The sequence below is a fragment of the Luteolibacter rhizosphaerae genome (assembly GCF_025950095.1).
GTDB classification, from domain to species: Bacteria; Verrucomicrobiota; Verrucomicrobiia; order Verrucomicrobiales; family Akkermansiaceae; genus Haloferula; species Haloferula rhizosphaerae.
The window spans coordinates 150,438-174,522 of sequence record NZ_JAPDDR010000010.1 but is presented as its reverse complement, the minus strand read 5'-3'; the positions used below and the strand labels follow the sequence as shown (position 1 = coordinate 174,522).

The window sequence follows — 24,085 nt, the reverse complement described above, 5'->3', positions numbered from 1 at the left end:
CAGTCCGTGGCAGGAATCAGTGCTTCAGCTTCAGCTTCTTGAGCTTCGGCTCGATCACCACGCGGCAGTAGCCGTTCTGGGTCTTGTTCTGGAAGTAGTAGTCCTGGTGGTAGTTTTCCGCCGGGTAGAAGGTCTCGGCCTTCATGATCTCGGTCACGATCGGGTCCTTGAAGTGCGGCTGGAACTCCTTCTTGGAGGCCTCGGCAATCGTTTTCTGGGCCTCGGTGTGATAATAGATCCCGGAGCGATACTGGGTGCCCACGTCGGCGCCCTGGCGATTCAGGGTCGTCGGGTCGTGGAGTTCCCAGAACCACTCCAGCAGCTTCTCGGTCGGGAGCTTCTTCGGGTCATAGACCACCTGCACCACCTCGTTGTGGCCGGTATTGCCCTCGCAAACCTGCTGGTAGGTGGGGTTTGCCAAGGTGCCGCCCATGTAGCCGGAGGTGGCGGAGTAGACGCCCTCGATCTGCTTGTAGACGGCCTCCACGCACCAGAAGCAGCCGGCGCCGAGGGTGAGGGTTTCGGCGCCTTCGGGGACTTTCGGGAGCGGGGCGGGCTTCTTGGCGTCTTCGGACATGGCTTTTTCGGGTTCGCAGGAGGCGAGGGTGGGGAGGAAGCAGAGCAGGGCGAGCAAATGACGGCGTTTCATGACTTTGGGAAGCGGCGGTCGTGCGGGATATTCCTCCGCGCCGAAGGGTAAGCGGGATTGTCCCGGCGTAAAGAAGGGGTGGCGGAAGATTTTGCAGACAAACGCGCCGCGCCGAGGCATTTTCTCACCGGATGAAGGTTTGTGTATCCGCAGCATGGAAAGCATGGGTGGCCGAGTTTGGCCCCCGGCTGCTCCTGTTTGCCCGCGGATGGGCACCGACCCGGGAAGATGCGGAGGATCTGGTGCAGGAGGCGATCCTGCGCCTGTGGAACTATCAGCAGGACAAGGGCGGGGGAGTCCCCGATCTGCCGCTGGCCTTCTCCACGATCCGTTTCTGCGGTCTGAACCACCACCGCTCCGAGAGCCGCCGCCGCAAGCGGGAGGAATCCATCATCTACCTGAACGACTTCACCGATGTCTGGCTCGATCCCTCGGTGGAGGATGACGAGGATGCCGTGCGCCTGCGCGATGCCGTGCAGAAGCTCAGCACCAAGCTCCGCGAGGTCGTGACCATGAAAATTTGGGGCGGCCTGACCTTTGCCCAGATTTCCGAAGCCCTCGCCATTTCCCAGAATACGGCCGCATCCCGCTACCGTTACGCGCTGGAACAACTCGCGCAGGACATGCGCCGACTGAAGGAGGAACGCCATGGAATCGCCTGAAGATATCGAGAAGGCGCTCGCCCGTCTGGTCCCGTCCGCCATCAGCGAACGGGGGCAACGCTCGCTGGACGACCTGATCGACAGCCTCGCCGCTGCCGAGGGAGAAGAGGTCATCGTGGAGATGCCGCAGTCACGCCGGGCCAAGCCTTGGGGCTGGATCAGCGGCATCGGCACCGCTGCGGCGGCCATCACGCTGGCGCTGGTGCTCCCGGAGACGGAAAGCGTGAAGTCTGGCGGAGTTGCGATCGCGGATCCTGCTCCTGCGGGCGATGAGGAAAGCTTCGTGGTGCTGGCCCAGAGCCAGCATGTGGAGAGCGCCGAGCCGGAAGGCTGGACCTCCGAGGCGGATGGGGTGACCCACCGTGCCTGGCGCGTGCGCCTGGTGAATCAAGAACGGGTGAAGGATGTGGAGACGGGCTATGAAGTGCTGGTCTCCCAACCGCAGGAGGAAGTGATCCTGCGCCCGGTGAATACTTTCTGATGTCCATGAAGCTCACTACCCTGCTGCTGTTCTCCCTCACCGGTTTCGCCACCGCCGAGGAAGCGCGTCCGCAGAATGCCGCCGCGGCTCCGGTTGCTCCGGAGGTGGCGGTGCCCAAGTCCATGCCTTGGCTGGGCTTCACGGTGGGGCGTCTGGACGATGCCATCCGCGCGCAAGTGCCGGCGCTGCCGCCGGGAATCGGCTTCATGATCACCTCGGTGGAGTCCGGTAGCCCGGCGGAGAAGGCTGGAGTGAAGCCCTACGACATTCTCTGGAAGCTGGGTGACCAGTGGATCGCGAACGAGGCCCAGCTCTTCACGCTGCTGCGGCTGCGCAAGGAGGGGGACGAAACCAAGCTCGCGATTTTCCGCTCCGGCCAGTCGCTTGATCTACCGGTTATCTTGGGCCGGGTTCCCGAAGATCAGCTCCGCGCCAAGCTGGATGCCGGGGAACTCTCCGATGTGCCGATGAAGGTGCTGAATCCCGCGGCCAGCACCGCCGAGATCGAGGCCAAGGATGGCAAGGCGATCCTGACGATCGTGGGCTCCGTGAAGGAGGTGCAGGTGGTTTCATCCGATGGTGCCGCGATCTACCGCGGGCCCCTGCGGGATGAGAAGGGTGTCATCTTGGTGCCTGAGCCTTGGAAGATCCGCGTGGTCACTTTGGAGCGCACTTTAGCCAGCCGCTCTGGCACCCCGCTGCCTTCCCGCCCGCCCCGCGCGCGCCTGACGACGGTGGATCCGGTCGAGGTGAAGAAGTGATGACAGGTGAATTGATGGGAAGGGCCTTGCGTTTTTTAGCCCCGCTTCCCATTTTGCCCGGGCATGCATCCAGATTTGGCGAAATTGCTCGACGCCGGAAGAATCAATCAAGCCGTGGCGGGGCGTCTCGACCAGCTTTCCCCCGGTAAATTCTGTCTCCACAAAGCTTGGGGGGCAGGGAAGATCGTTGAATGGGACCTTCCCTCGAAGAAGGTCACGATCGACTTCGAGCAAAGCAGTGGTCAGGTGATGGACCTCCAGTTCGCGATCCAGCGGACCGAACCGCTCGAACCCGGCGATTTCCGCGCGAAGAAGGTCGAGCAGCTCGAAGAACTGCGCGCCTTGGCCAAGTCCGACCCGGTCGGGCTGGTCGTTCATCTCCTCCAGAGCCACGGCGGCATCATGTCGGTGGACGCGCTTGAGAAGGAGTTGTCCGGCGCGGTGATCCCGGCGAATGACTTCCGCAAGTGGTGGGACTCCGCCAAGCGCGCCCTGCGCGACAGCAAGCGGGTGGTGGTCCCTTCGCGCCGCACCGAGCCTCTGGCCCTGCGTGCCGGTGACATGAGCCCGGCCGATGCGCTGGTGTCCGACTTCGAGCAAGCCCGTGACCTCAAGACGATGTCGAAGGCGTTGGAGGCGATCACGCTCGATCTCGCGCTCTTCAAGGACGATCCGTCCGCGCTGCAGCGCCTGCTCTCCGGCATCAACGAGTCCGCCGCGAAGAGCGTGCGGATCAACCTCGGGCCTGCGCTCGAGCTTCTCTCGGCCCGCGATGAGCTGGTGGCCGCCTTCAAGGGCATCGAACTGCCGCCGGAGTCGCTGCGTCTTTCCGACCTGCTGGCCTCCGAGGAGAACCGCTTGTCCGACGCCCTGACCGCACTTTCGTCCGGTCGTCAGCGTGCGATCTACGAGCAGTTCCCGGCGGCTTTCGGCGATCGCTGGGTGGATGTGCTCACCTCCATCTTCGATAAGGTCGGCTCCCGCGGTGTGGCGGAAATCGCCAAGCTGCTGGAGGAGAAGGGTCACATGAAGACCCTGGAGGCTCACCTGATCTCCGCTCTGGCCCGCCGCTCGCTCGGCACCGACGCGCTGATCTGGGTCTGCCGCGAACGCAACGATACCGCCTCCGGCATTTTCAGCGGCGAGGTGGGTGCCTGCATCCTGAACCTGCTCGAAACCGATCACCTCAGCGACGGCCCGCGCAAAACCACCCGCCTGCAGACGCTGCTCTCGGAGGACAAGAACCTCCTGGGCGACATCGTCGGCAATATGGACGTGAACGAGGCGCGGAACTTCGGCCGCCGCCTGATGGAGTGCCCGGTCTTCAGCGATCTCGACCGCAAGTCCCTGATGGCCCGCGTGATCAAGGCGAAGCCGGAGACCGGCGAGCTGGTCAGCGGCCACGGCGCCAAGAAGGAGCAGGAACTCGTCGTTTCCTGGCCGAGCCTCGAGAAGAAGAAGGCGGAGCTGGACGACATCATTCGCAACCGCATCCCGCAGAATACCAAAGATATTTCGATCGCCCGCGAATACGGCGACCTGCGCGAGAACTTCGAGTACAAGTCCGCGAAGGACCACCAGAAGTATCTCAACAACCGGAAGACCGAGCTGCAGCGCGACATCTCCCGCGCCCGTGGCACCGACTTCAAGGGTTCCGACGCCACCGCGGTGAACATCGGCACGGTCGTCACCCTCAAGCGCGAGGACGGCGACATCGCCACCTACACCGTGCTCGGTGCCTGGGACTCGGATCCGGAGAAGCGTGAGCTCTCCTACCTCTCCGAGCTGGGAGCCGCACTGCTCAACAAGAAGCCCGGCGATACCGTCCAGGTCCGGGACCAAGCGACCGAGGTGATGCACTCCTACACCATCCAATCGATCGCGGCGGTGAACCCCTGAAATCCCGGCGGGTGACGTTTCCGGAAGGGGCGGAGCCTTGCATGTCTATTTTGGAACTTGGAAATCCGGGTTTGGCTTCTAAACCCTGCGCCGCCCTCCATCTGGACCGTCTTCCCGCTTGGAACCTGATACTTAGAACTTCGACCTTTCCCGAATATGGAACATACCACCATCGTTGAAATCCGCGGCCGCGAGATCATTGACTCGCGCGGCAATCCGACCGTCGAAGCCGACGTGATCCTCGACTGCGGGATCGTCGGCCGTGCCGCTGTGCCCAGCGGTGCCTCCACCGGCGAGCACGAAGCCTGCGAACTCCGCGACGGCGACAAGTCCCGCTACCTCGGCAAGGGCGTGCTGAAGGCCGTCGAAAATCTCAACAGCAAGCTGGCTCCCGCTCTTTGCGGCCTGCTGGCCACCGACCAGTCCTCGATCGACGCTGCCATGCTCGCGATCGACGGAACCAAGAACAAGTCGAACATCGGTGCCAACGCCATCCTCGCCGTCTCCATGGCCGTGGCCAAGGCTGCTGCCCAGGCGACCGGCCTGCCGCTCTACAAGTACCTCGGCGGCCCGAACGCCAAGGTCCTGCCCGTGCCGATGATGAACATCATCAACGGCGGTGCCCACTCGGACGCCCCGATCGACTTCCAGGAGTTCATGATCATGCCGATCGGCGCTCCGACCTTCAGCGAAGGCCTGCGCTACGGTGCCGAGATCTTCCACTCGCTGAAGAAGGTGCTGCACGACCGCGGCCTCTCCACCGCCGTGGGTGACGAAGGCGGCTTCGCCCCGAACCTCGCCTCCGCGGATGACGCCCTCGGCGTGATCGCCCAAGCGATCGAAAAGGCCGGCTACAAGCTCGGCGAGGACATCGCCATCGCGCTCGACGTGGCGTCCTCCGAGTTCTGGGACGCGAAGCAGAATGCCTACGTCTTCAAGAAGTCCGACAAGTCCGTGAAGTCCGCCGAGGAACTGGTGGCCTACTACGCCGGACTTCAAGCCAAGTATCCGATCATCTCGATCGAAGACGGCTGCGCCGAGAACGACTGGGCCGGCTGGAAGATCCTGACCGACAAGCTCGGTGCGACCACCCAGCTCGTGGGCGACGATCTCTTCGTCACCAACGTGGAGTTCCTCTCCAAGGGCATCGCCACCGGCACCGCGAACTCGATCCTCGTAAAGGTGAACCAGATCGGTTCGCTCACCGAGACCTTCGACGCCGTGGAAATGGCCAAGGAGAACGGCTACACCGCCGTGCTTTCCCACCGCTCCGGCGAAACGGAAGACAACACCATCGCGGACATCGCGGTGGCCACGAACTGCGGCCAGATCAAGACCGGCTCCATGAGCCGCTCGGACAGAATCGCGAAGTACAACCAGCTCCTCCGCATCGAGGAAGAGCTCGGTGGCGACGCGGTCTACGGCGTCAGCAAGCTCAAGGTCCTGCGCTAATCGCGTTTGCCTTTCCAAGAGCCTCCCGGGAAACCGGGAGGCTTTTTTTTGTGGCCTGACGGTTCAGCTGCTCTTGTAGCTGTTCGCCAGTGCAGCTACCGATGCGATCAGTTCCGCGGGATCCACCGGTTTGGAGATGTGCATCTGGAAGCCCGCCTCCAAGGCACGCACTCGATCCACGCTCCGTGCGTAGGCGGTGACCGCAAGCGCGCGCGCGCGTCCGCCTTGCTCTGCCGGCAGCTCGCGCACCTTGCGCAGGAAGGCATAGCCATCTTCTCCGGGCATGCCGATGTCGCTGACAATCACCATGGGCGAATGGGTCTGCACCAAGGCATAGGCCTGCGACACCGAGGTGGCGGCGTGCACCACCGCTCCACAGCCGACCAATAGCCGCTCCACGAATGCCACGGCGTCGGGCTCGTCATCCACCGCCACGATGGAGACGCCGGAGAGTTGTCCGGGATCGAGCGTCGCCAGCGGCACAGCCACATCCGCGGCCGGGTGCTCGCTTTGGCTGGACTCCTTGCTCGTATCGACATGCGCGATCGAGATCGGCAGGCTCACGATGAAGGTGGCGCCTTCGCCCTTGCCGGGACTCAAGGCTCTAACAGATCCGCCGTGGAGCTCCACGATCTGCTTCACGATCGCGAGGCCGAGTCCCAAGCCGCCATGATGTCGGGTACTACTCGAATCCGCCTGCCGGAAGCGATCGAAGACATGCGGCAGGAATTCCGGCGCGATGCCCTCGCCGGTGTCGGCCACGCTGACTTCGACGTTGCTGTTCACGCGTTTCAGGGTCACCTGCACCTTGCCGGCCTTGGGGGTGAACTTCACCGCATTCGAAAGAAGATTCCAGAGAACCTGGTGCAAGCGATGCGGATCTCCGCTGATATTGCCTGCCGCGGGATCCACGATGACTTGCAGCTTCACCTCCTTGGCATCCGCCGCCGTCTGCACGGTCTCTGCGCCCGCCTGGACCAAAGCGGCGAGGTCCACCTTCTGCACGTCCAGTCGCAGCTTGCCGCTGACGATGCGGCTCATGTCCAGGATGTCCTCGATGATCTGTGTCTGCGCCTTCGCGTTCCGCGCGATCACCGCCAGCCCGTCGCTCAGGCGCTGCGATTGATCCGGCATCATCTGTAGGAGCTGGGTCCAGCCGACGATGGCATTGAGAGGCGTGCGCAGCTCGTGGGAGAGCGTGGCCAGGAACTCGTCTTTCATGCGCCCGGCCATCTCGGCCTCGCTGCGAGCCGCGCGCTCCGCATCGAGAAGCGTCTGGCGCTCGGCGAGGGCCTCGCGAAGTTGTCCCTCGCTCTTCTCCAAGGCCTGTCGAGCAAGCACACGCTCGGTGACATCGATGGCGTGATCGTAAACGCCCCACGGCTTGCCATCCGAGTCGAGCACCTGCAGGTAAGTGAAGTCGAAGTAGAAATCCTCCACCGGCCCGTCAGGGGTCCGCGCGAAGCGGGCGAGCACTTCGTGGCCCACAACGGGTTTGCCCGTGTGCAGGACGTCGCGCAGCATCGCGTCGAAACCTTGGCCCGTTAGCTCGGGCACCGCCTCCAGCAGGGGGAGACCTTCCAGTCGGCGATTCCCGAACAAGGCTTGGTAGTGCGGGTTCACGCGCTCAAAGACGAAGTCCTCTCCGCGCCACAAAGCCATTGCCGCCGGCGATTCCCGGAAGATCAACTCAAGCTGGTGGCGCTGGAATGCCATGCTCTCCTCGGCGAGCTTGCGCTCGGTGATATCGCTCATCGTGCCATCGAAGCTGGCCGGCCTGCGACCTTCGGGGCCATCCTCGAAGGTGACGCCACCGCGAGCGGACATCCAGTGAATCGAACCATCCGGATGAATGACCCGGTACTCCGTGGCATAAGGCTCCGGGTCCACCGGCCGGGTCGCTGCGGCGATCGCTGCCACGATCCGGTCCATATCGTCCGGGTGCACTGTGGCCAGAGCATTGTCATAGGTCACCTCCTGGTCGGTGCAGCCGATCAGGCGGCGGAAATGCTCGTTGGTCTCTAGCTCGCGGGTCAGCAAGTTGATGTTATAGGCGCCTACTTGGGCGGCTTCCAGGGCCATGCGTCGTCCTCGCTCGCTCTTCGCGATGGCTTCACGTGCTTTCACCGGTTCGGTCACGTCCACGCCGTGGACGAACATGCCCGCAGGCTTCTTGTCGGGGCCGAGCAGGGCTTGGAACACGAAGTTCACGAAGTGTTCGCGGCTTGCAGCTCCTTCCGGTTGCAAGGTCACCGGCACTTCCGTGCCGTCGACCGGCTTGCCGCTGCGGTAAACCTCGTCGAGCATCTCGAAGAAGCCTTGGCCTTCCACTTCCGGAAGCACCTCGCGGATCGGCCTGCCGGTCTGTGCAGTCCGACCGATGAGCTCGTAGTACTTCTCGTTCGCCACTTCCAGGATGTGGTCCGGTCCGCGCAGCACCGCGATGAAGGCGGGCGACTTCTCGACGACTGCCGCGAGGTTCGCGCGATCGGCCTCGATCATGCGAATGAACTCCTCGCGCTTTTCCTCGGCACGGCGACGCTCGGTCACATCACCCAGCACGCCGTAGATGTGCTCGGGGGTTCCATCGGCGCCCAGCGACACGCGGCTGATGCTGGAGATCAGGCGCGGTCCGCGGCCTTCCACCAGCACGGTGTATTCGATCTCTAACAAGGTGCCCTCTTTGGCAGACGCCGCCGCGGCGGTCTCCACCCGCCCGCGATCCTCCGGGGCGATTTTGTCGAAGACGTCCTCCACACGCAGGACCTTGTCAGGAGGGAAGTCGAAGAGCGCCCGGCAGCGGGTATCCATGTCCACCACGTTCTCCTTCAGGTTCCAATTCACACTGCCCAGGGCGGCCATCTGGAGTGCGCCGCTCAGGCGGAACTCGCTCTGCAATGTCTGCTCCGCCGCTTCCTTGCGGTCGTGGATATCCGTGAGCGTGCCGTACCAACGCACGACTTTTCCGCTCGTATCGAAGACTGGATTCGCCCGCACGAGATGCCAGCGCATCATGCCATCTTCAGCCCTCCGCAGCCGGGCCTCCACGCTGTGCGGTTTACTTTCGCGGAGCGCTTCTTCCCACACGCGCAGCATCGGGATGAGGTCTTCTTGCGGAAAGGCTGCACGCCAGTCCTCCGAGCGGAGGTGGCCGTGAGGCAGGCCGGTGTAGTCATACCAGCGTTGGTTGAACCAATCCGGCACGCCGTCGGGCTTCGAGCCCCAGACGATCTGCGGCATGGTATCCGCCATCTGGCGGAAATGGAATTCGCTCTCTTGCGCGGACTTCAGCGCCCGGGCGCGCAAGACCTCCGCCGCAGTGCGATCGGCCACTTGTCGCATCAGTGCGATCTCATTTTCGGTCCAATCACGCGGGGCATTTTGATGCACCACCACCAGCACGCGGAACTCGCCGTCCACCAGCACCGGCATATCGATGGCCGCCATGGCTCCGATCGCCCTCAGCGCCTCCAGCTCGCGACCGGGTGGATTCTCCAGATCCGCATTGCGGCGGATATGCATGCGGCCTGCCCGGTAGTCCTTCAGAATGCCTTCGCCGTAATCGTCGAGGCGATGGATGCCCTTGGCCTCCGGCATGCCGGGCACGGCCCAGGTATGCTGCACATTCACATGCTCGCCATCGCCCATCGCCTCCGCCACCAGCACCCGTGACACCTTCAGGTGCTCGCCCACCATCCGCTCCACCCGCGCGATGATCAGAGCCGGATCCGAAAGCCCGAGAATCGCATTGGTCAGACGGTTCAAGAAGGCCAGCGTCTCCGAATCTTCCCGGCTTGGCGCGGGAATGGATGAAAGGGGGGAGGAGTCGTCAGGACACATACAGCATTCGGGGAAACGGAGCCATCGGGCTCGAACGGTAGGATCAAATTGATAGCCCGGATACCACGGCTGTAAACCGTATCCTGCCGTGCGAAAAGCCACGCGGGCCTGATAATTGCAGGCTTTCCGGGCCATCCGGTGCAGGGGATCACATGGAGACCTACGATCCGATTCGAGAGGGAAACGCGAGGGATACCGAAAGCACCGGGGCCGATCGAGTCTCGAAGAGGAAAGCTGTCCAGTGGCGGTGGTATCTAGGGGCAGCAAGCAAGCGCTTGATATTTTCCGTGCCATGCGGGGCGTCCGGGGTTCTCTTTCCGGCGTCAGCCGATGAGTGATGCCCTGCCTGCAGAAGAACCGAAGGTGACGGAGGCCGCCGCGACGCCTCCGCCAACCGCGGTTGCGCAAGTGCCGGCACCCGCCAAGACCCAGCCGCTGGCGGAGGAGATCGCCGCCGCTGAAGCGGGGGTGGAGGATCCCGGTCTGCGCAAGGACCTGCTGGTGCTCACCAAGATGCGCCTGAACGTCTTCGTGTTGATCACGACTTTCTTTGGCTTCCTGCTCGCGGCGCGTTCAGGCGGCCGGACTTTCGATTTCATCATCCTGGCACACACCCTGATCGGGACAGCGGCGGCGGCTTTCGGCTCGGCCGCTTTCAATCAGGTGATGGAGGTGGATCTGGACGCGCGGATGAAGCGCACGGCAAATCGTCCGCTGCCTTCGCGGCGTATGGACCCGCTCTTCGCCTTCGGGGTGGGCTGGGTGCTTTCGGCGGGTGGGATCATCCATCTGGCAGCGAAGGTCGGGATGTGGCCCGCCTGGCTCGCGGCGGCCACGGTGGCGGTCTACGTCTTCATATACACCCCGCTGAAGCGCTTCAGTAGTACCAACACCCTCGTCGGGGCGATTCCGGGGGCGATCCCGCCGATGATCGGCTGGACGGCGGCAGGAGGGCCGGTGGACGCGGCGGCATGGTTCCTATTCGCACTGCTTTTCCTGTGGCAGCTCCCGCACTTCGTGGCGATCAGCTGGCTCTGCCGCGAGGAATACGAGGAGGCTGGCTACCAGATGTGGTCGAATGGCGATGTGAGCGGACGGCGCAGCGGCTTGCTGGCGGCGGTCTTCTCGCTGATGCTGGCGGCATTGCCGCTGTGGCCGTGGTTCGCGGGCTGGACGCCCGGGATTCCGGGCTACGCGGCGCTCGGTGGCGGGATTCTTTTCGGGCTGATGATGGCGGCCTTCGCGGGACGTTTCATGCGGGACGGCCTGCGCACCTCTTTCCGGCGGCTCTTCCTCTTCACGCTGCTCTACCTGCCGCTAGAACTGGGATTGCTTGCCATCGCGTGGCGCTAGTCTAGTTTCCGCCGCCCCATGAGGACGCCCGTGCAGCATCTCGAACCCGCCGTGCGCGATCCGCGCAAACTGCGGAACACGGCCCTGATTTTGACCGCGATCATGATCGCCAGCGCGGTCGGGATCTTCGTCGCCTACCTGAAGCTCGCGGAACGGCAGGCCAATGACGACACGCCTTCCTTCAAGGGCAGGCTTGATCCGAACCAAGTGCTCAAGGTCTGGCGGCAAGACGAGAGCGAGGGTGATCTGGGAAGCTTGCAGGGACATGTCTATGTCATCGCTCCGGTGCTATTCAGCGATCCGGAGAGGTGGCAGCACACACGGGCGGTGCTGGAGAGGCTCGCAAAGAAGTATGCGGATCGGGAAGACTTCCACATCGTTTGCCTGACGGTGGATCCGGAGAATGAGCCGCCAAAGAAGCTGGCGGAGTATGCGAAGGAGCTCGATGCGACCTTACCCAAGTGGTGGCTCGCCGCTACCCGTGAGGAGAGCACCCACAAGTTCCTCAAGAACATCCTGAGGATGGAAGTCTACCCGCATCGCGAAGACGGCAAGTGGATCTACGACGGCGCGGTGGTGGTGATCGACCGCGACCGCCACATCCGTAAGGGCACCGTGAAGATGAGCGACCGGTTCCGCACCGACGCGAAGTTCGATTTCGAAGCGGCCGCCGCCTGGGGCAAGGAGCACCCGGTGGATGGCGATACCACCCGCGTCTCGCGGGATCTTGAAGACCTGCTGGTTCACGTGATCGACCACGTGCTGGCGAAACCCGTGACCAAACAATGACCGACCGGGGAAAAATCGGAATGATCTACGGTGGAGTGGCGGTGCTGTCCGCGCTCATCATCGGCGTGGCCGTTTATCTGGGCAAGCAAGTGCCCGAACAGCCGCAGCCGGACTTCAGCAACGTGGTGGCCGAGAAGGAGCCGACGCTGTTTCAAATCCAGAACGACTTCAGCGGCGTGAACCAAGCTGGCGAGCAGGTGAAGCTTTCCGATCTGAAGGGGAAGGTGTGGGTAGTCTCCGAGTTCTTCGCCGTCTGCCCGCACTGCGCGGCGCGGAATGGCGTGGAGCTGAAGGGGATCTACGAGCAATTCAAGGATCACCCGGACTTCCAGATGGTCTGTGTCTCGGTGGACCCGGAGACGGACACCCACGACAAGCTGGAAGCCTATGGCAAGGCGCTCGGTGCCGATCCGAAGAACTGGTGGTTCCTGACGCATCCGAACGTGCAGGAAACCCACGACTATCTGGAGAAGGAGCTGAAGTTCTTCAAGATCCGCGAGCGCACCGATCAGGCCGACCGCGAATCGAACGGACGCTATGCCCACGACATGGGGATCACGCTGGTGGACCGGGAATGGAACGTGCTCGGCAAATGGCCGCTCTACGACGCGAAGTCCGAGGAGGGACGCCGCCGTGACCCGCACCTCTACGAGAAGCTCAAGAAAGAGCTGGAGACGCGCATCCACGAGGAGCTGGACAAGAACGAGACGCCCGGAATCTGAGCGATGACGAACGAGAAGAAGAAGTGGCTCTCGCGGGCCCCGCAGGAAGCTTTGTCGAAGAAGCTCGGTATTGTCGCCTGGGTGCTGACCGCCGTGGTTCTCGCCTTGGTCGGCGTGATGCGGAAGGTGAGCATCCCCCTACCGGAGGGCGTGTCCTTCACCTTCCTGCCGCCGGTGCATGCGGTGCTAAACTCGCTGGTGGCGATCACGTTGGTGGTAGCGATCGTGGCGATCAAGCAGGGGAAGGTGAGCCTGCATCGCAACGCGATCTTCGCGGCGATGGCGCTCTCGATCGGCTTCCTGCTCTGCTACGTGGCCTATCACTTCACCACGCCAGAGACGCTCTACGGGGACCTGAACGGCGACCGGATCGTGGATGAGGCGGAGAAGGCGGCGGCGGGCGGCATGCGTCCGGTGTATCTGATTCTGCTGCTCACCCACATCGTGCTCGCCGGGGTAAGCTTGCCTTTTATCCTTTTCACCTTCATCTCCGGCTGGACCAACCGCTTCACCGCGCACCGCCGCCTGGCCAAGTGGGTCTTCCCGATGTGGCTCTACGTGGCCGTGACGGGACCGATCTGCTACCTGATGCTGAAGCCCTACTATCAGTGACGTACTTCCCATGAAGATCCTCGGATACCGCGACACCGACTACGCCTCCTTCGTCAAGCGCCTGAACCGCCGCGCGCTGCCGACACATGACGTACGCGATCTGGTAGCCGAGATCATCGCCGCCGTGGCGGCTCAGGGAGACAAGGCGCTGGTGGCTTATGCCAAGCGCTTTGACAATGTGGAGCTGAAGGAGAAGCAGCTCTTCGTCACGCCGGAGGAACTGGCAGCGGTGAAGGTGGCCGCCTCCACACGCAAGGCGGTGGCGGCGAGCCTCAAGAACATCACGGCCTTTGCGAAGGGTGGCCTGCGCAAGGATTGGTCGATGGTGAATGCCGAAGGGGCGAGGGTGGGGGAGCGCTTCCAGCCCTTCGACCGCGTGGGCATCTATGTCCCCGGTGGCAAGGCGCCGCTGGTCTCGACCGCGCTCATGACCGCCGGCTTCGCCAAGGCGGCCGGTGTGCCGGAGATCATCGCGGCGACGCCCTGTGGACCGGATGGCAAGGTGAATACCGAGCTGCTCTATGCGCTGAAGGCGGCGGGAGTGACGGAGATTCTCAAGATCGGCGGCGCACAGGCGATCGCCGCGCTTTCGCTTGGCACCAAGACGGTGCGTCCGGTGGACCGGCTTTTCGGGCCCGGGAACCGTTTCGTGGTCGAGGCCAAGCGCCAGCTTTTCGGGGCGGTGTCGATCGACCTTCTGCCGGGACCGAGCGAGGTGCTGATCATCGCGGACAAGACCGGTAATCCCGACTACATCGCGGCGGACCTGCTCGCCCAAGCGGAGCACGGCGGTGATAGCGTGATCGGTTTCGTCACCGACTCGAAGGCGCTCATCGGCAAGGTGGTGAAGGCGATGGACAAGCAGCTCCTCACGCTGGCCCGCGGCAACTACATCCGACAGGTACTAAAGCAGGGGACCTTTATCCTGCACGTGCGCAACATGGCGGAAGCCGTGGCGATCTCAAACGACTTCGCCTCCGAGCACGTCTCGCTCATCTGCGCGGACGAGAAGAAGTGGCTGCCGCAGATCCGCACCGCGGGCGCCATCTATCTGGGCAATGACTCTCCGGTCGCGGTGGGAGATTTCCTCGCTGGTCCGAGCCACACGCTGCCGACCGGTGGCAGCGGCCGTTCCTTCTCCGGCCTGCGCGCGGATCAATTCCAGCGCCGCACCAGCATTGTGAAGCTCGACAAGAAGGCGGTGCGGAAGTCGCTGGAGGTCGTGCAGGAGTTTGCGCGGATCGAGGGGCTGGATGCCCACGGACGGTCCACGGCGATCCGGGTGGGGAAGTAGTCCGCACACGCCGTGTGCGGATGAAGCGATTGTTAATGCCGTCTCAACCGCGGACTCCTTGCCGCGGGCCGGTGTGCGCCTCACCACCCGCGCTTCAGTAGTCTCTGCCGCTGCTCTCGAGCTCAAGCGATTCACCTCCGCCTTGCGAGGCGATAACCTGTCTCCTTGCCGATGCCTGACGTTCACCATGAAGAGGTGAGGCATTCGCCAGCATCGGCTAAGAGAGCGAAGCTGTCCTGAAGTCCTCGAAAACCGCGAAGAGTCGCGCTACTTGATCCGGATCGCAGGCACCCACGAACTCATTCTCTCGAATGTAGCAATGAATCCAAGGCAGGTGATCTCCGTCATCGAGTCCTTCTGCAACTTCAGCCATGGCGCATCCCTCGAGATTCGTGCCGACCAAATTGATCTTCAGAATCCAGCCCGGATTGTCGAGGGTTTCGAGCCGAATTCCTTTTTCATGCTCCCGGACTCGGTCGCAGTGGCTTTTATACCACCCGACTAGCTTCGAGAAATCAACAAGCCAGTTGGTCTCCGGTGGTCTGCGATGCATGCGATCTAGGGCTGAGCTTCCCGAGCGCTTCTACTCCCCCACATCCGGATAAGACCCCAGCAGCTTCACCATCGAGCAGTGCTTCTCCAGTTCCTCGATGCCGTTGCGGACCTCGGGGTCATCGCAATGTCCAGACAGGTCCACGTAAAAGATGTATTCCCAGTCCTTCCGCTTGGAGGGGCGGGACTCGATCTTCGACATGTTGATGTGGAATTGATCGAAGGCCTGAAGCGCGCGGACCAGCGAGCCCGGACGATCGTGGATCGCGAAAAGCAGTGACGTGCGGTCCTTGCCGGTGACCGGACAGGTCTTCTCGCCGATCACGAGGAAGCGGGTGGTATTGGTCGCGCGATCTTGGATGGATTCCTCCAGCACCGCGAGACCGTGCATCTCGGCACCCAGCGGGCTACAGATGGCGGCGGCGCCTTCTTCTGCCTTCTCCGTGGCGAGCTGGGCAGCACGGGTAGTGGAAGAAACCTCGATGAGATGGGCCTCCGGGAAGTTCTTCAAGATCCAGCCTCGGCACTGCGCGAGCGCCTGCGGGTGGGAGTAAAGCGTCTTGATCTGCTCGCGCGGGATGGAAGCGGCGAGGCAGTTCTCGATCCGCAGGAGAATTTGCGCGCAGATCTGCAGGGGTGAATCGACGAAGAGATCCAGTGTGTGCGAGACCGCGCCTTCGGTGGAGTTCTCGATCGGCACCACGCCATAGTCGGCACGGCGGCGGGCGACTTGGTCGAAGACCTCGGCGAAGTTGTGGAGCGGCGTGTATTCGACCGAGTGGCCGAACTTCTTGATCGCGGCCTGGTGGGTCCAAGAAGCCTCGGGTCCCAAGTAAGCGATCTTCAGGTCATCCTCCAGCGCCAGCGCCGCGGACATGATTTCGCGGTAGATCGCGCGAATCGACTTCTCCGGCAGGCGGCCCTTGTTGCGTTCGATCAAGCGGCGCAGCAGCGATTCTTCACGCTCGGGAGCATAGATTTGCAGCCCGTCGCGCTTCTTCACGAGGCCGACCTGATGGACCAGTTCGGCGCGGTCGGAGAGCAGGTCGAGAAGCTTGCCGTCGATTTCGTCGATGCCTTTGCGGATGTCGTCGAGATTCATGTGCGAATGACGAATTCAGGGTGCCTGAATGTCGAATGAAGTTTGTCGGGGAAAGGAAGGGCTGTTAGAGCGGTTTCGTCATTCGGAAACTTGTCATTCGGCATTTTCCTCCGGCTTCGAGTCGGTCGCGCTGAGGGCGAGCTGGGATTCAGCGGCAGCGGTGGACTCTGCGGGCGCTTCCGGCAGCTTCACCCGGCGGAGCTCGGTCGAGTTCGGCAGGTCGTCGATGCTACGGATACCGAAGTGCTCATAGAAGAGCTCGGTGGTCTCGTAGAGCAGGGGACGCCCCGGAAGCTCGGCACGACCGCCGATGCGGACCAGCTCACGGTCCAGCAGCTTCTGTAGCATGCCGTCGCAGGCCACGCCGCGGACCGCCTCGATGGCGCCCTTGGTGATCGGCTGGCGGTAGGCGATGATTGCCAGCGTCTCCATCGCCGGGCCGCTGAGGCGCTCCGGCTTGCGACCCGGGAAGAGATGGCGGACGAACTCGCCGTAGGAGGGGCGCGTGAAGAGCTTCCAGCCTTTCGCGCGTTCCACCAGGGAGAAGGCCCGACCGCTCGTCTCGTAGTCGTGATTCAGCTTCGCGATAGCAGCGATGATCTGCTCGGAAGACACCGCGGAAAGCGCTGCAAGCCACTCCGGCAACTCCGGCGGGGTCTCGCCATCCTCGATCTTGCGGGCGCGGGAATCCTCGGCCTCCGCCACGCGGGCACGGACCAGCCGCGCGATCTCCTCCGCGGGCAAGGGCTCGTTCGAGCTGGTCAGGAGGGCTTCTACGATCGACGGCAGTTCCATGGCGGGCGGCGGAGCTTAGGCGACCCACCGGCCATTTCAAGCGTGCCGAAAGAGCGGTCGTGCCCGCCCCCCGAAATCGGGGCTACGTGGATTCCGGAGTTGAAGATAGTAGGCTCCCGAACGAAATTTCAACTTGCAGAGGTATCATGAAGGCGCTAATCGACCGCGCCCGAATTTCCCCGGTCCCCCGGTAATCCGGTTTTCCGAAATTTTCAGACCCAGCATTTCCCATCATGGCCGAGAAGAAGCAACCCGCGAAGAAGGCGGCACCCGCCAAAGCCGAAAAGAAGGCAGCCCCCAAGGCCGAAGCCAAGAAGCCGAGCGCCGCGAAGGCCAAGCCTGAAGCTGAAGAGGATGCCGCGCCAGTGGTCGCGCCTGCCAGCAGCGGTCCGGTGAAGGTGAGCGGATTCGTTCTCAAGCAGAAGCAGCGCCTGCTGGACCTGCGCGACGAGCTGGTGGATGCGATGTCCGGGATGACCGGCGAGATCCGCAATGCCCCGGAAGGCAGCGAGGCCTCCGGCAGCGGCATGCACCAGGGTGATGCGGGTAGCGATGCCTACGACCGCGACTTCGCCCTCAGCGTGCTGGCCAAGGAGCAGGATGCCCTTTACGAGATCGAGCAGGCCCTGCGCCGCATCGACCGCGGTGCTTACGGCATCTGCGAAATGTCCGGCAAGGCCATCCCTCAGGCCCGCCTTGAGGCCATTCCCTTCGCCCGCCTGACCGTCGAGTGCCAGGCCCAGTGGGAGAAGGAATACGGTAACCGCCGCTTCCGCCCGTCCAATGAAGTCGGCTTCGCCGGCGGTCATTATCAGGATGATGAAGATTCTGAAGCGGTTTCTCTTGACGAGGACGACGACTGAAATAGGCTCCGCGCCCCAACTTCCCGCAAATGCCACGCGAAATTATTATCCTTGAGTGCACGGAAGCCCGTGCGGAGGGCAAGCCGCCCTCGCGCTACGTGACCACGCGCAACAAAAAGAGCCTGCGCACGCCGGGCCGTCTGGAGAAGGTGAAATTCAACCCTTCCCTTCAGCGCCGCACCGTCCACCGCGAACTCCGCTAAATCATGTCCGAACCTAAGACCGTCGAACGCCGGATTCGCTTCCGCAAAGCGAACCGCAAGATGACCACCCGCCGCCACGATATCCCGGCGGACGACGTGAACTACAAGAATCCCGATCTCCTCTCGAAGTTCACTTCGGAGACCGGCAAGATCCTGCCCCGCCGCGTGACCGGCGTGTCTGCCAAGCTTCACCGCAAGATCACGCGCTCCATCAAGCGCTCCCGTGCGGTCAACCTGATGCCCTGAGCATCGGACGCTTAGACGAAAGCTTTACCGGAAGCCTGCCCGAATCCCGGGCGGGCTTCTGTCGTTTCCAAGGACGGCGATGAAGGAACTGAAGGACACCCAGAACGAGCGGGACGACCGCAACCTGGCGATCGATCGCGTGGGCGTGAAAGGCCTGCGCTTCCCGGTGGAAGTAAGCGACAAGGGTGGCTCCACCCAGCGTACGGTAGCTACCGTGGCACTGGCGGTAGATCTGCCGCACCACTACAAGGGCACTCACATGAGCCGCTTCGTGGAGGTGCTGAACTCCCACGGTAACTGCCTGGACGTGCGCTCGATGGCGGGCCTGCCACGCGAGCTGCTGAAGCGCCTCGATGCGCGGAAGGCACACGTGGAGTTCCAGTTTCCCTTTTTCCGCTCCAAGCCCGCGCCCGTGACCGGTCGCGCCGGCCTGATGGACTATGAAGTCCGCTTCGAGGTGGAGGCGGAGAAGGATGGTCCGCTGGACTTCGTGGTGACGGTGATGGTCCCGGTGGCCACGCTCTGCCCCTGCTCAAAGGAAATCAGTGATCGAGGTGCCCACAACCAGCGCGGCGTGGTGACCTACTCCGTGCGCTGTAAGGAGCCGGTGTGGATCGAGGACCTCGTCCAACTTGTCGAGCGCTCCGCGAGCTGCGAGCTCTACAGTCTGCTCAAGCGGCCGGACGAGAAGGCGGTGACCGAGCGCGCCTACGACAACCCGGTCTTCGTGGAGGATCTGGTGCGCAACGTCGCCTCGCGCTCGAATGCGCACGAGGACATCGTGTGGTATAAGGTCGAGGCGGAGAACTTCGAGTCGATCCACAATCACAATGCGTATGCGGTGATCGAGAAGCCGAGGTAAGGAACACCTCCGGACGCATGATCTCATAGCGGGCTATCCGATCTCCGGTCGGATAGCCTGCTCGCGTATAGGGGAGGAGCCCGACATGGGGGTGAGTGGTCTTTATCGGGACTCCGGATATCCTTGGACTTTGGTTTTACGGGTGGTCGTCGTTCCAAGTGCTTCATTCTCTGCAAGAAGCGTTTCCTGTATACAGATTCCGAGTTGGCTGCTTAAGTCACTTTTTGGGTCTGAGGTTCCCTATATGATTACATAGGGTGGGGGAAAATGTCCCTTTTTGAGCCTTTTGCGCACGCGTGCTGCTCCTGCGGCGGGTCCTCGCTCCAGAGCGATAGGGGATGACCAAACCTATCCAAACACCCGTGCTTCACGGCCAACGAAGCCTCCCGTCAAGGGAGCGTCCGATACCATGATTGTCCGAAAAAATACCATGACCCGACCCATTCTCGTCCCGCTTCTCGCGGCATCAGCCCTGCTTCCGGCTTCGGCCGAAACCTTGATCTTCTGGGATAATTTCAACACCGGCCAAGGGCAACTTGCCTTGGATTCGGCTCCGCTTGATGGACGGCGTTCCGGAACGGAGCCCCACCTCTTAGTTCGTTCTTCCCAGCGACAGCAGGTCAGCATCGGCGACCAGCTTTACATGTGGGGGAGCGGAGGCCGAGTGCGCTTCCAGACCGATACCACCAACTGGTGCAACTGGGCGGCGCTGCCCTCGGCCTCGCAAATCCTCAGTGCGGGCGGTCTCTGCGTGGAGTTCGACATCCGCTACACCTTCAATACGAATGCCACGGATTGGATCGGCTTCGCGATCGGGATGAAGGGTGCCAGCGGCGGCGAGCCTCTTGTCCGCACCACCGATGCGGAGACGGACTACGGCCTCAAGATCGGGAAGGATGGCACCTACACCCGCCACAAGAATGGCACGCAGGTCGGAAGCGCGGTGATCGGATCCTCGGCTCTCTCCCGCCACGTGAAGCTGGAGTACATCTTCACCTCCTTCGCGGATGGTAGTCCGGTCACGGTGAAGACCACGGTGGCCGGTCAGGTCATCGGCTACGACCAGTTCACTTGGAACGGGAACGCCGGGGAGCTTTACATGGAGCTGGAAAATCGCGGCAGCGACACCTACTTCGACGACCTCAAGTTCTCCACAGCCACGCTTTTCTCCATCAACATGGTGTCGGAAGATTTCCGCTCCGGTTCGGAGGCTGGGACCTTGGCCGGGGTTTTCGATGCGGAAACCATCCTGAACGAAAACGGTTTCGAGGATGCCACCTATCAGCTGGTGACGGGCGAGGGGGACACCGATAACAGCAAGTTCGCGATCAACTCCGCAGGCCAGCTGGTGACGGGCTCTTACGACTTCAAGCTGGGTGAAGCGGGCAAGGTCTACTCGGTCCGAGTGCGCGGCACCGGCACCGAGTCCAACCAAAGCGCCGAGCAGGTCTTCACGGTGGTCCCGATCAAGGACGACGACATGGACATGCTGCCGGACGATTGGGAACTCAGCTTCCCCGGTAACACCAGCCTCGCCAACCTGACGGGCCTCGAGTCCGGCCCTGGTCCGGGCCCCGGCACCGGCGACTACGATGGTGACGGAATTCCTGATCTCTTCGAGTATGAGACGTGGGTGACCAATCCGGGCCTCTCGCCCTTCACCCTCGATAGCGACGGAGATGGGATCAATGACGAGGATGAAGAGAATCCAGCCGAAGGATTCTTGGTCACCAACCCACGCTTGGCCGATAGCGACAGCGACGGAATCTCGGACAGCGCGGAATATCCCCTCGGGACGAATCCCGTGGAAGCCGATAGCGATGGCGACGGATCGCGCGATGGCTTCGAGCTTGAGCGCGGCAGTGATCCGCTGGTCAACAGTTCCCGTCCGGCCCTGCTCGCAGGCTTCGCCTTGGTCCCCGTGACGGATGATGCCAGCAGCGGTATCAGCACCGGCAAGACCTATACCCACAAGATCAGCGGAGGCGCAGCCACCACGATCAATGACGTGGTCTTCGATGTCCTTACCCCGACTTCCACGCCCGCGAACTTCGCGTGGACGGTGAACGGCGGAAAGCTCGCGGCGACCACGCCCAATCTCGGAAACTGGGTGGCTGCCAATGGCGGCGTAACCGGTGCCGGTCTCCAGGGCTTGTATAACACCTTCACCTACGGTGCTCCTAGTAGCGGTGCGATTCACACCTACGAGCTGAGCGGCCTGACCCCGGGCCAGAGCTATGTGGTGAAGCTCTACCTCCGGAAATTCGCCAACAACACGCTCCGCCCGATCGACCTCACCTTCACCAACGGCAGCGACGTCAAGACTCCCTTCGGAGCGCTCTTGTATGATCGTCCGGAGGTGGTCTTCGACAATGGCAACCCCGACACGGCCTACTATGTGAGCTACAGCTACGTGGCGCAGGGTACCACTCTCCTCATCACGGCAGCGAATCATCCCGCTGTGCTCCCGGACAGCGGAGGCCCGCACCTCTACGGCCTGACCAATGAGGTGTCGGTGCCCGCGGGTTCTCCCCTGAAGATCCTGAGCGTGAGCCGCGACCCGTCCGGCAGCGTGACGATCCAGTTCAGCGGTGCTGCAAGCACGGCCTACCGCGTCACCAAGTCATCGAACCTCTCCACGTCCTTTGTGCCGCTGACGACTCCATTGTCGATCACGACCAACGCCAGTGGCACCGGCCAAGCGGTCATTCCCGCTTCCGAGGCCTCTGAAGCGAAGGAGTTCTACCGCATCGAGGACTGAGGTCCCGGAGACAGCTTGATATGAGGGGCGGCGCGGCGTGGGTGTTCCATGTCGCGCCGTTCTGCGATTCAGCGGACGCCCGCCTCGCTCAGCTTCTCGGCCATCTCCGCCTTCTGTAGCTCCCCGGTGAGCTCGCTGAGGTCCCCGGCCATCACACCGGAGAGATTGTGGGAGGTGAAGCCGATGCGGTGATCGGTGATCCGGCTCTGCGGGAAGTTGTAGGTGCGGATCTTCTCCGAGCGGTCCCCGGAGCCGATCTGGGCGCGGCGGTGGGCGCTGTGCTTCTCCTGCTCCTCGCGCAGCTTCATCTCGTAGAGACGGGTGCGCATGATCTGCAGGGCCCGCTCCTTGTTCTGGCCCTGCGAGCGGCCGTCTTCACAGCGCACGTAGAGGCCTGTAGGAAGGTGGAAGACCTGCACGGCGGACTCGGTCCGGTTCACGTGCTGGCCGCCGGCACCGCCCGCGCGGCAGACTTCGATCCGGAGGTCATCCGGCTTCAGTTCCACGTCCACTTCCTCCGCCTCGGGCATCACGGCCACGGTCACGGTGGAGGTATGAATCCGCCCCTGGGTCTCGGTGGCCGGGACCCGCTGCACGCGGTGAACTCCCGACTCATACTTCAGGGTGCGGAAGACCTCATCGCCCGTGACGCGCAGGAAAACTTCCTTGAATCCACCCACTTCGGACGGGCTGCTGGAGAGGTGCTCGGTTTTCCAACCGCGGCCTTCCGCGTAGCGCTGGTAGAGCCGGAGGAGCTCGGCGGCGAAGAGCGAGGCCTCGTCACCGCCAGCACCCGCACGAATTTCCACGATCGCGTCGCGGTCCTCGTTGGGATCGGCGGGGAGCAGGGCATACTGGATCTCCTCGGAGAGCTTCGCGATCTCCGCTTGCAGTCCGGGAATCTCCTCCTTCGCCATCTCGGCGAAGTCGGCATCGTCGCCCTTGGACAGCTCTTCGTTCTCTTCAAGCTGGCGCTTGGCGGATTCGAGCCGTTCCCAGGTTTCCAGCGTGCTCTTGATCTTCCGGTGTTCGCGCACGATTTCTCCGGCCTTCTTCGGGTCGTTGAAGAAGGAGGCATCCGCCATCATGTCATCGATCTCGCCGATGCGGCGGCGGCGCTGGGCGATGAGGGAGGAGTAGTCCACGGCAAGAAAGGAAAGGGAAGATGAGACGAGGGTACGAAAAAGCCGCAGCTCCGGGAGCTGCGGCCTGAAAATCCGGGTGCTGGCGCGAACTACTTCGCAGCCGTGCGGGCCTTGCGGATGATGCTGTTGACGGTCTCGGAAACCTGAGCGCCAACGCCGATCCACTTCTCGGCCTTTTCAAGATCCACGGTGAAGTTCACACCTTCCTTGAGCGGGTCGTAGGTGCCGACTTGCTCGATGTAACGGCCGTCACGGCGCTTGCGGCTGTCGACAGCAACGATCTTGTAGTAGGGACGGTCCTTGGTTCCCTGGCGGTTAAGGCGTAGTGCGACGGCCATGTGCGTGAATTCGTTCGGAAAAACTGCCCGTCGGGTGACGGGAGGGCGGGGAAACTGAATGAGCCCGCACGGCTTGCCAAGTAGAATCTCCGGATAAATTGAGGAAAATCGGGTCCAAATCGGGGTTTAGCGGCCGGTTTCGTTCCATTTTGCCCGGGATAGACGCCAGGATCCCTCCTGTTTCAGCCAAGTCATGTCGAGGTGCTGGATCCCATCGACCGGGCGTTCCTCGTTCTGAAGCTCGATCACGGCATCCACGGTGGCTTTCACGAGTGCCTCATCTCCGGTGACTTCCACCGATTCCACGACGATATCCTGAATGGTGGCGCTTTTGCAGAACTTCGAGAGCGCGGTGTACATCGTCACGATGTCCTCCCGCCGCTGCGGGCCCTCGACCTCGTCCGTTGGCCCTTTCGGTCCTTCGAAGGTGATGGTGTCCGCCAAGAAGGGTTCGAGGGCGCTGCCGCGGGTGCTGCGGGTGATATTGCCGGAATCCGCCGGCACGTTCACGGCTTCAAACAGACCGCTCACGCGGCGGGCGATCACCCGCTCCGGACGGGTCCACCACCAGCCGAAGGCACCGAGGAGCACGAGAAGGACGACAATGGGAACAAGCAGGCGGCGCATCGTGGCGCAGCATCGGGGAGATTGATGCGATTCGCAAGAAGCATGCGGGGCTGCTTGTCATGAGTGCGGCGATCACT

General features: G+C 62.7%; 23 protein-coding genes. 15 read left to right on the top strand and 8 right to left on the bottom strand.

All coding sequences use genetic code 11. The features are described from left to right. Positions 1–16 precede the first annotated feature (16 nt). Entirely contained in the window at positions 17–649 is a 633-nt protein-coding gene (msrA, locus tag OJ996_RS19165; protein WP_264515270.1) for a peptide-methionine (S)-S-oxide reductase MsrA, read from the bottom strand. Between the two features lie 131 nt (positions 650–780). Here msrA and OJ996_RS19160 point away from each other — a divergent pair, with 131 nt between their 5' ends. The 5 genes from OJ996_RS19160 (at position 781) to eno (ending at position 5,904) form a co-directional block, all read left to right on the top strand. Continuing rightward, positions 781–1,311, top strand: a complete 531-nt coding sequence (locus tag OJ996_RS19160) for an RNA polymerase sigma factor (RefSeq protein ID WP_264515269.1) — start codon at positions 781–783, stop codon at positions 1,309–1,311. Further along, complete coding sequence (locus OJ996_RS19155; RefSeq protein ID WP_264515268.1) at positions 1,298–1,792, top strand: hypothetical protein; 495 nt, start codon at positions 1,298–1,300, stop codon at positions 1,790–1,792. The genes OJ996_RS19160 and OJ996_RS19155 overlap by 14 nt, the downstream gene beginning before the upstream one ends. 5 nt (positions 1,793–1,797) lie before the next feature. Continuing rightward, complete coding sequence (locus OJ996_RS19150; protein ID WP_264515267.1) at positions 1,798–2,553, top strand: PDZ domain-containing protein; 756 nt, start codon at positions 1,798–1,800, stop codon at positions 2,551–2,553. Between the two features lie 63 nt (positions 2,554–2,616). Continuing rightward, positions 2,617–4,452, top strand: a complete 1,836-nt coding sequence (locus tag OJ996_RS19145) for a GreA/GreB family elongation factor (RefSeq protein ID WP_264515266.1) — start codon at positions 2,617–2,619, stop codon at positions 4,450–4,452. Positions 4,453–4,608: 156 nt separating this feature from the next. Next, positions 4,609–5,904: a phosphopyruvate hydratase gene (eno, locus tag OJ996_RS19140; RefSeq protein ID WP_264515264.1), complete on the top strand. Its 1,296-nt coding sequence runs from the start codon at positions 4,609–4,611 to the stop codon at positions 5,902–5,904. 63 nt (positions 5,905–5,967) lie between these two features. On the opposite strand, the gene OJ996_RS19135 is transcribed toward eno, so the two are convergent. Further along, complete coding sequence (locus OJ996_RS19135; RefSeq protein ID WP_264515263.1) at positions 5,968–9,669, bottom strand: PAS domain-containing protein; 3,702 nt, start codon at positions 9,667–9,669, stop codon at positions 5,968–5,970. A gap of 405 nt (positions 9,670–10,074) precedes the next feature. Between OJ996_RS19135 and cyoE the strand changes: the two genes are divergently transcribed. Genes cyoE through hisD form a run of 5 tightly spaced genes read left to right on the top strand, consistent with a single transcriptional unit; the run spans position 10,075 to position 14,514 of the window. Continuing rightward, positions 10,075–11,097 (top strand): heme o synthase, encoded by a 1,023-nt coding sequence (cyoE, locus tag OJ996_RS19130; RefSeq protein WP_264515262.1) that lies wholly within the window; start codon positions 10,075–10,077, stop codon positions 11,095–11,097. A gap of 18 nt (positions 11,098–11,115) precedes the next feature. Next, a complete protein-coding gene (locus OJ996_RS19125; RefSeq protein ID WP_264515261.1) occupies positions 11,116–11,886 on the top strand; it encodes an SCO family protein in 771 nt (256 codons plus the stop codon). Then, positions 11,883–12,608 carry an SCO family protein gene (locus tag OJ996_RS19120; protein WP_264515260.1) on the top strand — a complete coding sequence of 242 codons (726 nt, stop codon included), beginning with the start codon at positions 11,883–11,885 and terminating at the stop codon, positions 12,606–12,608. Before OJ996_RS19125 ends, OJ996_RS19120 begins: the two co-directional genes overlap by 4 nt. A 3-nt stretch (positions 12,609–12,611) precedes the next feature. Further along, a complete protein-coding gene (locus OJ996_RS19115) occupies positions 12,612–13,220 on the top strand; it encodes a DUF420 domain-containing protein (protein ID WP_264515259.1) in 609 nt (202 codons plus the stop codon). A gap of 10 nt (positions 13,221–13,230) precedes the next feature. Next, positions 13,231–14,514 carry a histidinol dehydrogenase gene (gene hisD / locus OJ996_RS19110; RefSeq protein ID WP_264515258.1) on the top strand — a complete coding sequence of 428 codons (1,284 nt, stop codon included), beginning with the start codon at positions 13,231–13,233 and terminating at the stop codon, positions 14,512–14,514. 217 nt (positions 14,515–14,731) lie between these two features. Here the strand turns inward: hisD and OJ996_RS19105 are convergent, their stop codons facing one another. The 3 genes from OJ996_RS19105 to scpB form a co-directional block, all read right to left on the bottom strand. Further along, on the bottom strand, positions 14,732–15,067 hold the full coding sequence (locus OJ996_RS19105) for an Imm53 family immunity protein (RefSeq protein ID WP_264515257.1): 336 nt from the start codon (positions 15,065–15,067) through the stop codon (positions 14,732–14,734). A gap of 30 nt (positions 15,068–15,097) precedes the next feature. Beyond that, positions 15,098–16,168 carry a prephenate dehydratase gene (pheA, locus tag OJ996_RS19100; RefSeq protein ID WP_264515256.1) on the bottom strand — a complete coding sequence of 357 codons (1,071 nt, stop codon included), beginning with the start codon at positions 16,166–16,168 and terminating at the stop codon, positions 15,098–15,100. Positions 16,169–16,261: 93 nt separating this feature from the next. After that, a complete protein-coding gene (gene scpB / locus OJ996_RS19095) occupies positions 16,262–16,963 on the bottom strand; it encodes an SMC-Scp complex subunit ScpB (protein WP_264515255.1) in 702 nt (233 codons plus the stop codon). A gap of 233 nt (positions 16,964–17,196) precedes the next feature. Between scpB and OJ996_RS19090 the strand changes: the two genes are divergently transcribed. The 5 genes from OJ996_RS19090 (at position 17,197) to OJ996_RS19070 (ending at position 21,898) form a co-directional block, all read left to right on the top strand. Then, complete coding sequence (locus OJ996_RS19090; RefSeq protein ID WP_264515254.1) at positions 17,197–17,826, top strand: TraR/DksA family transcriptional regulator; 630 nt, start codon at positions 17,197–17,199, stop codon at positions 17,824–17,826. A gap of 29 nt (positions 17,827–17,855) precedes the next feature. Beyond that, positions 17,856–18,029 (top strand): 50S ribosomal protein L33, encoded by a 174-nt coding sequence (rpmG, locus tag OJ996_RS19085; protein ID WP_264489423.1) that lies wholly within the window; start codon positions 17,856–17,858, stop codon positions 18,027–18,029. A gap of 3 nt (positions 18,030–18,032) precedes the next feature. After that, positions 18,033–18,275: a 30S ribosomal protein S18 gene (gene rpsR / locus OJ996_RS19080; protein WP_319800703.1), complete on the top strand. Its 243-nt coding sequence runs from the start codon at positions 18,033–18,035 to the stop codon at positions 18,273–18,275. Positions 18,276–18,354: 79 nt separating this feature from the next. Next, the gene (gene folE2 / locus OJ996_RS19075) at positions 18,355–19,137 is read left to right on the top strand and encodes a GTP cyclohydrolase FolE2 (protein WP_264515253.1); all 783 of its coding nucleotides are present in this window, start codon (positions 18,355–18,357) and stop codon (positions 19,135–19,137) included. A 430-nt stretch (positions 19,138–19,567) separates the two neighbouring features. Then, positions 19,568–21,898, top strand: a complete 2,331-nt coding sequence (locus tag OJ996_RS19070; RefSeq protein WP_264515252.1) for a hypothetical protein — start codon at positions 19,568–19,570, stop codon at positions 21,896–21,898. Between the two features lie 68 nt (positions 21,899–21,966). Here the strand turns inward: OJ996_RS19070 and prfA are convergent, their stop codons facing one another. From prfA to OJ996_RS19055, 3 genes are all read right to left on the bottom strand, one after another. Then, on the bottom strand, positions 21,967–23,043 hold the full coding sequence (gene prfA, locus OJ996_RS19065) for a peptide chain release factor 1 (protein WP_264515251.1): 1,077 nt from the start codon (positions 23,041–23,043) through the stop codon (positions 21,967–21,969). A gap of 89 nt (positions 23,044–23,132) precedes the next feature. Then, positions 23,133–23,381, bottom strand: a complete 249-nt coding sequence (rpsP, locus tag OJ996_RS19060; protein ID WP_264515250.1) for a 30S ribosomal protein S16 — start codon at positions 23,379–23,381, stop codon at positions 23,133–23,135. 126 nt (positions 23,382–23,507) lie between these two features. Then, the gene (locus OJ996_RS19055; protein WP_264515249.1) at positions 23,508–24,008 is read right to left on the bottom strand and encodes a hypothetical protein; all 501 of its coding nucleotides are present in this window, start codon (positions 24,006–24,008) and stop codon (positions 23,508–23,510) included. Positions 24,009–24,085: the final 77 nt, after the last annotated feature.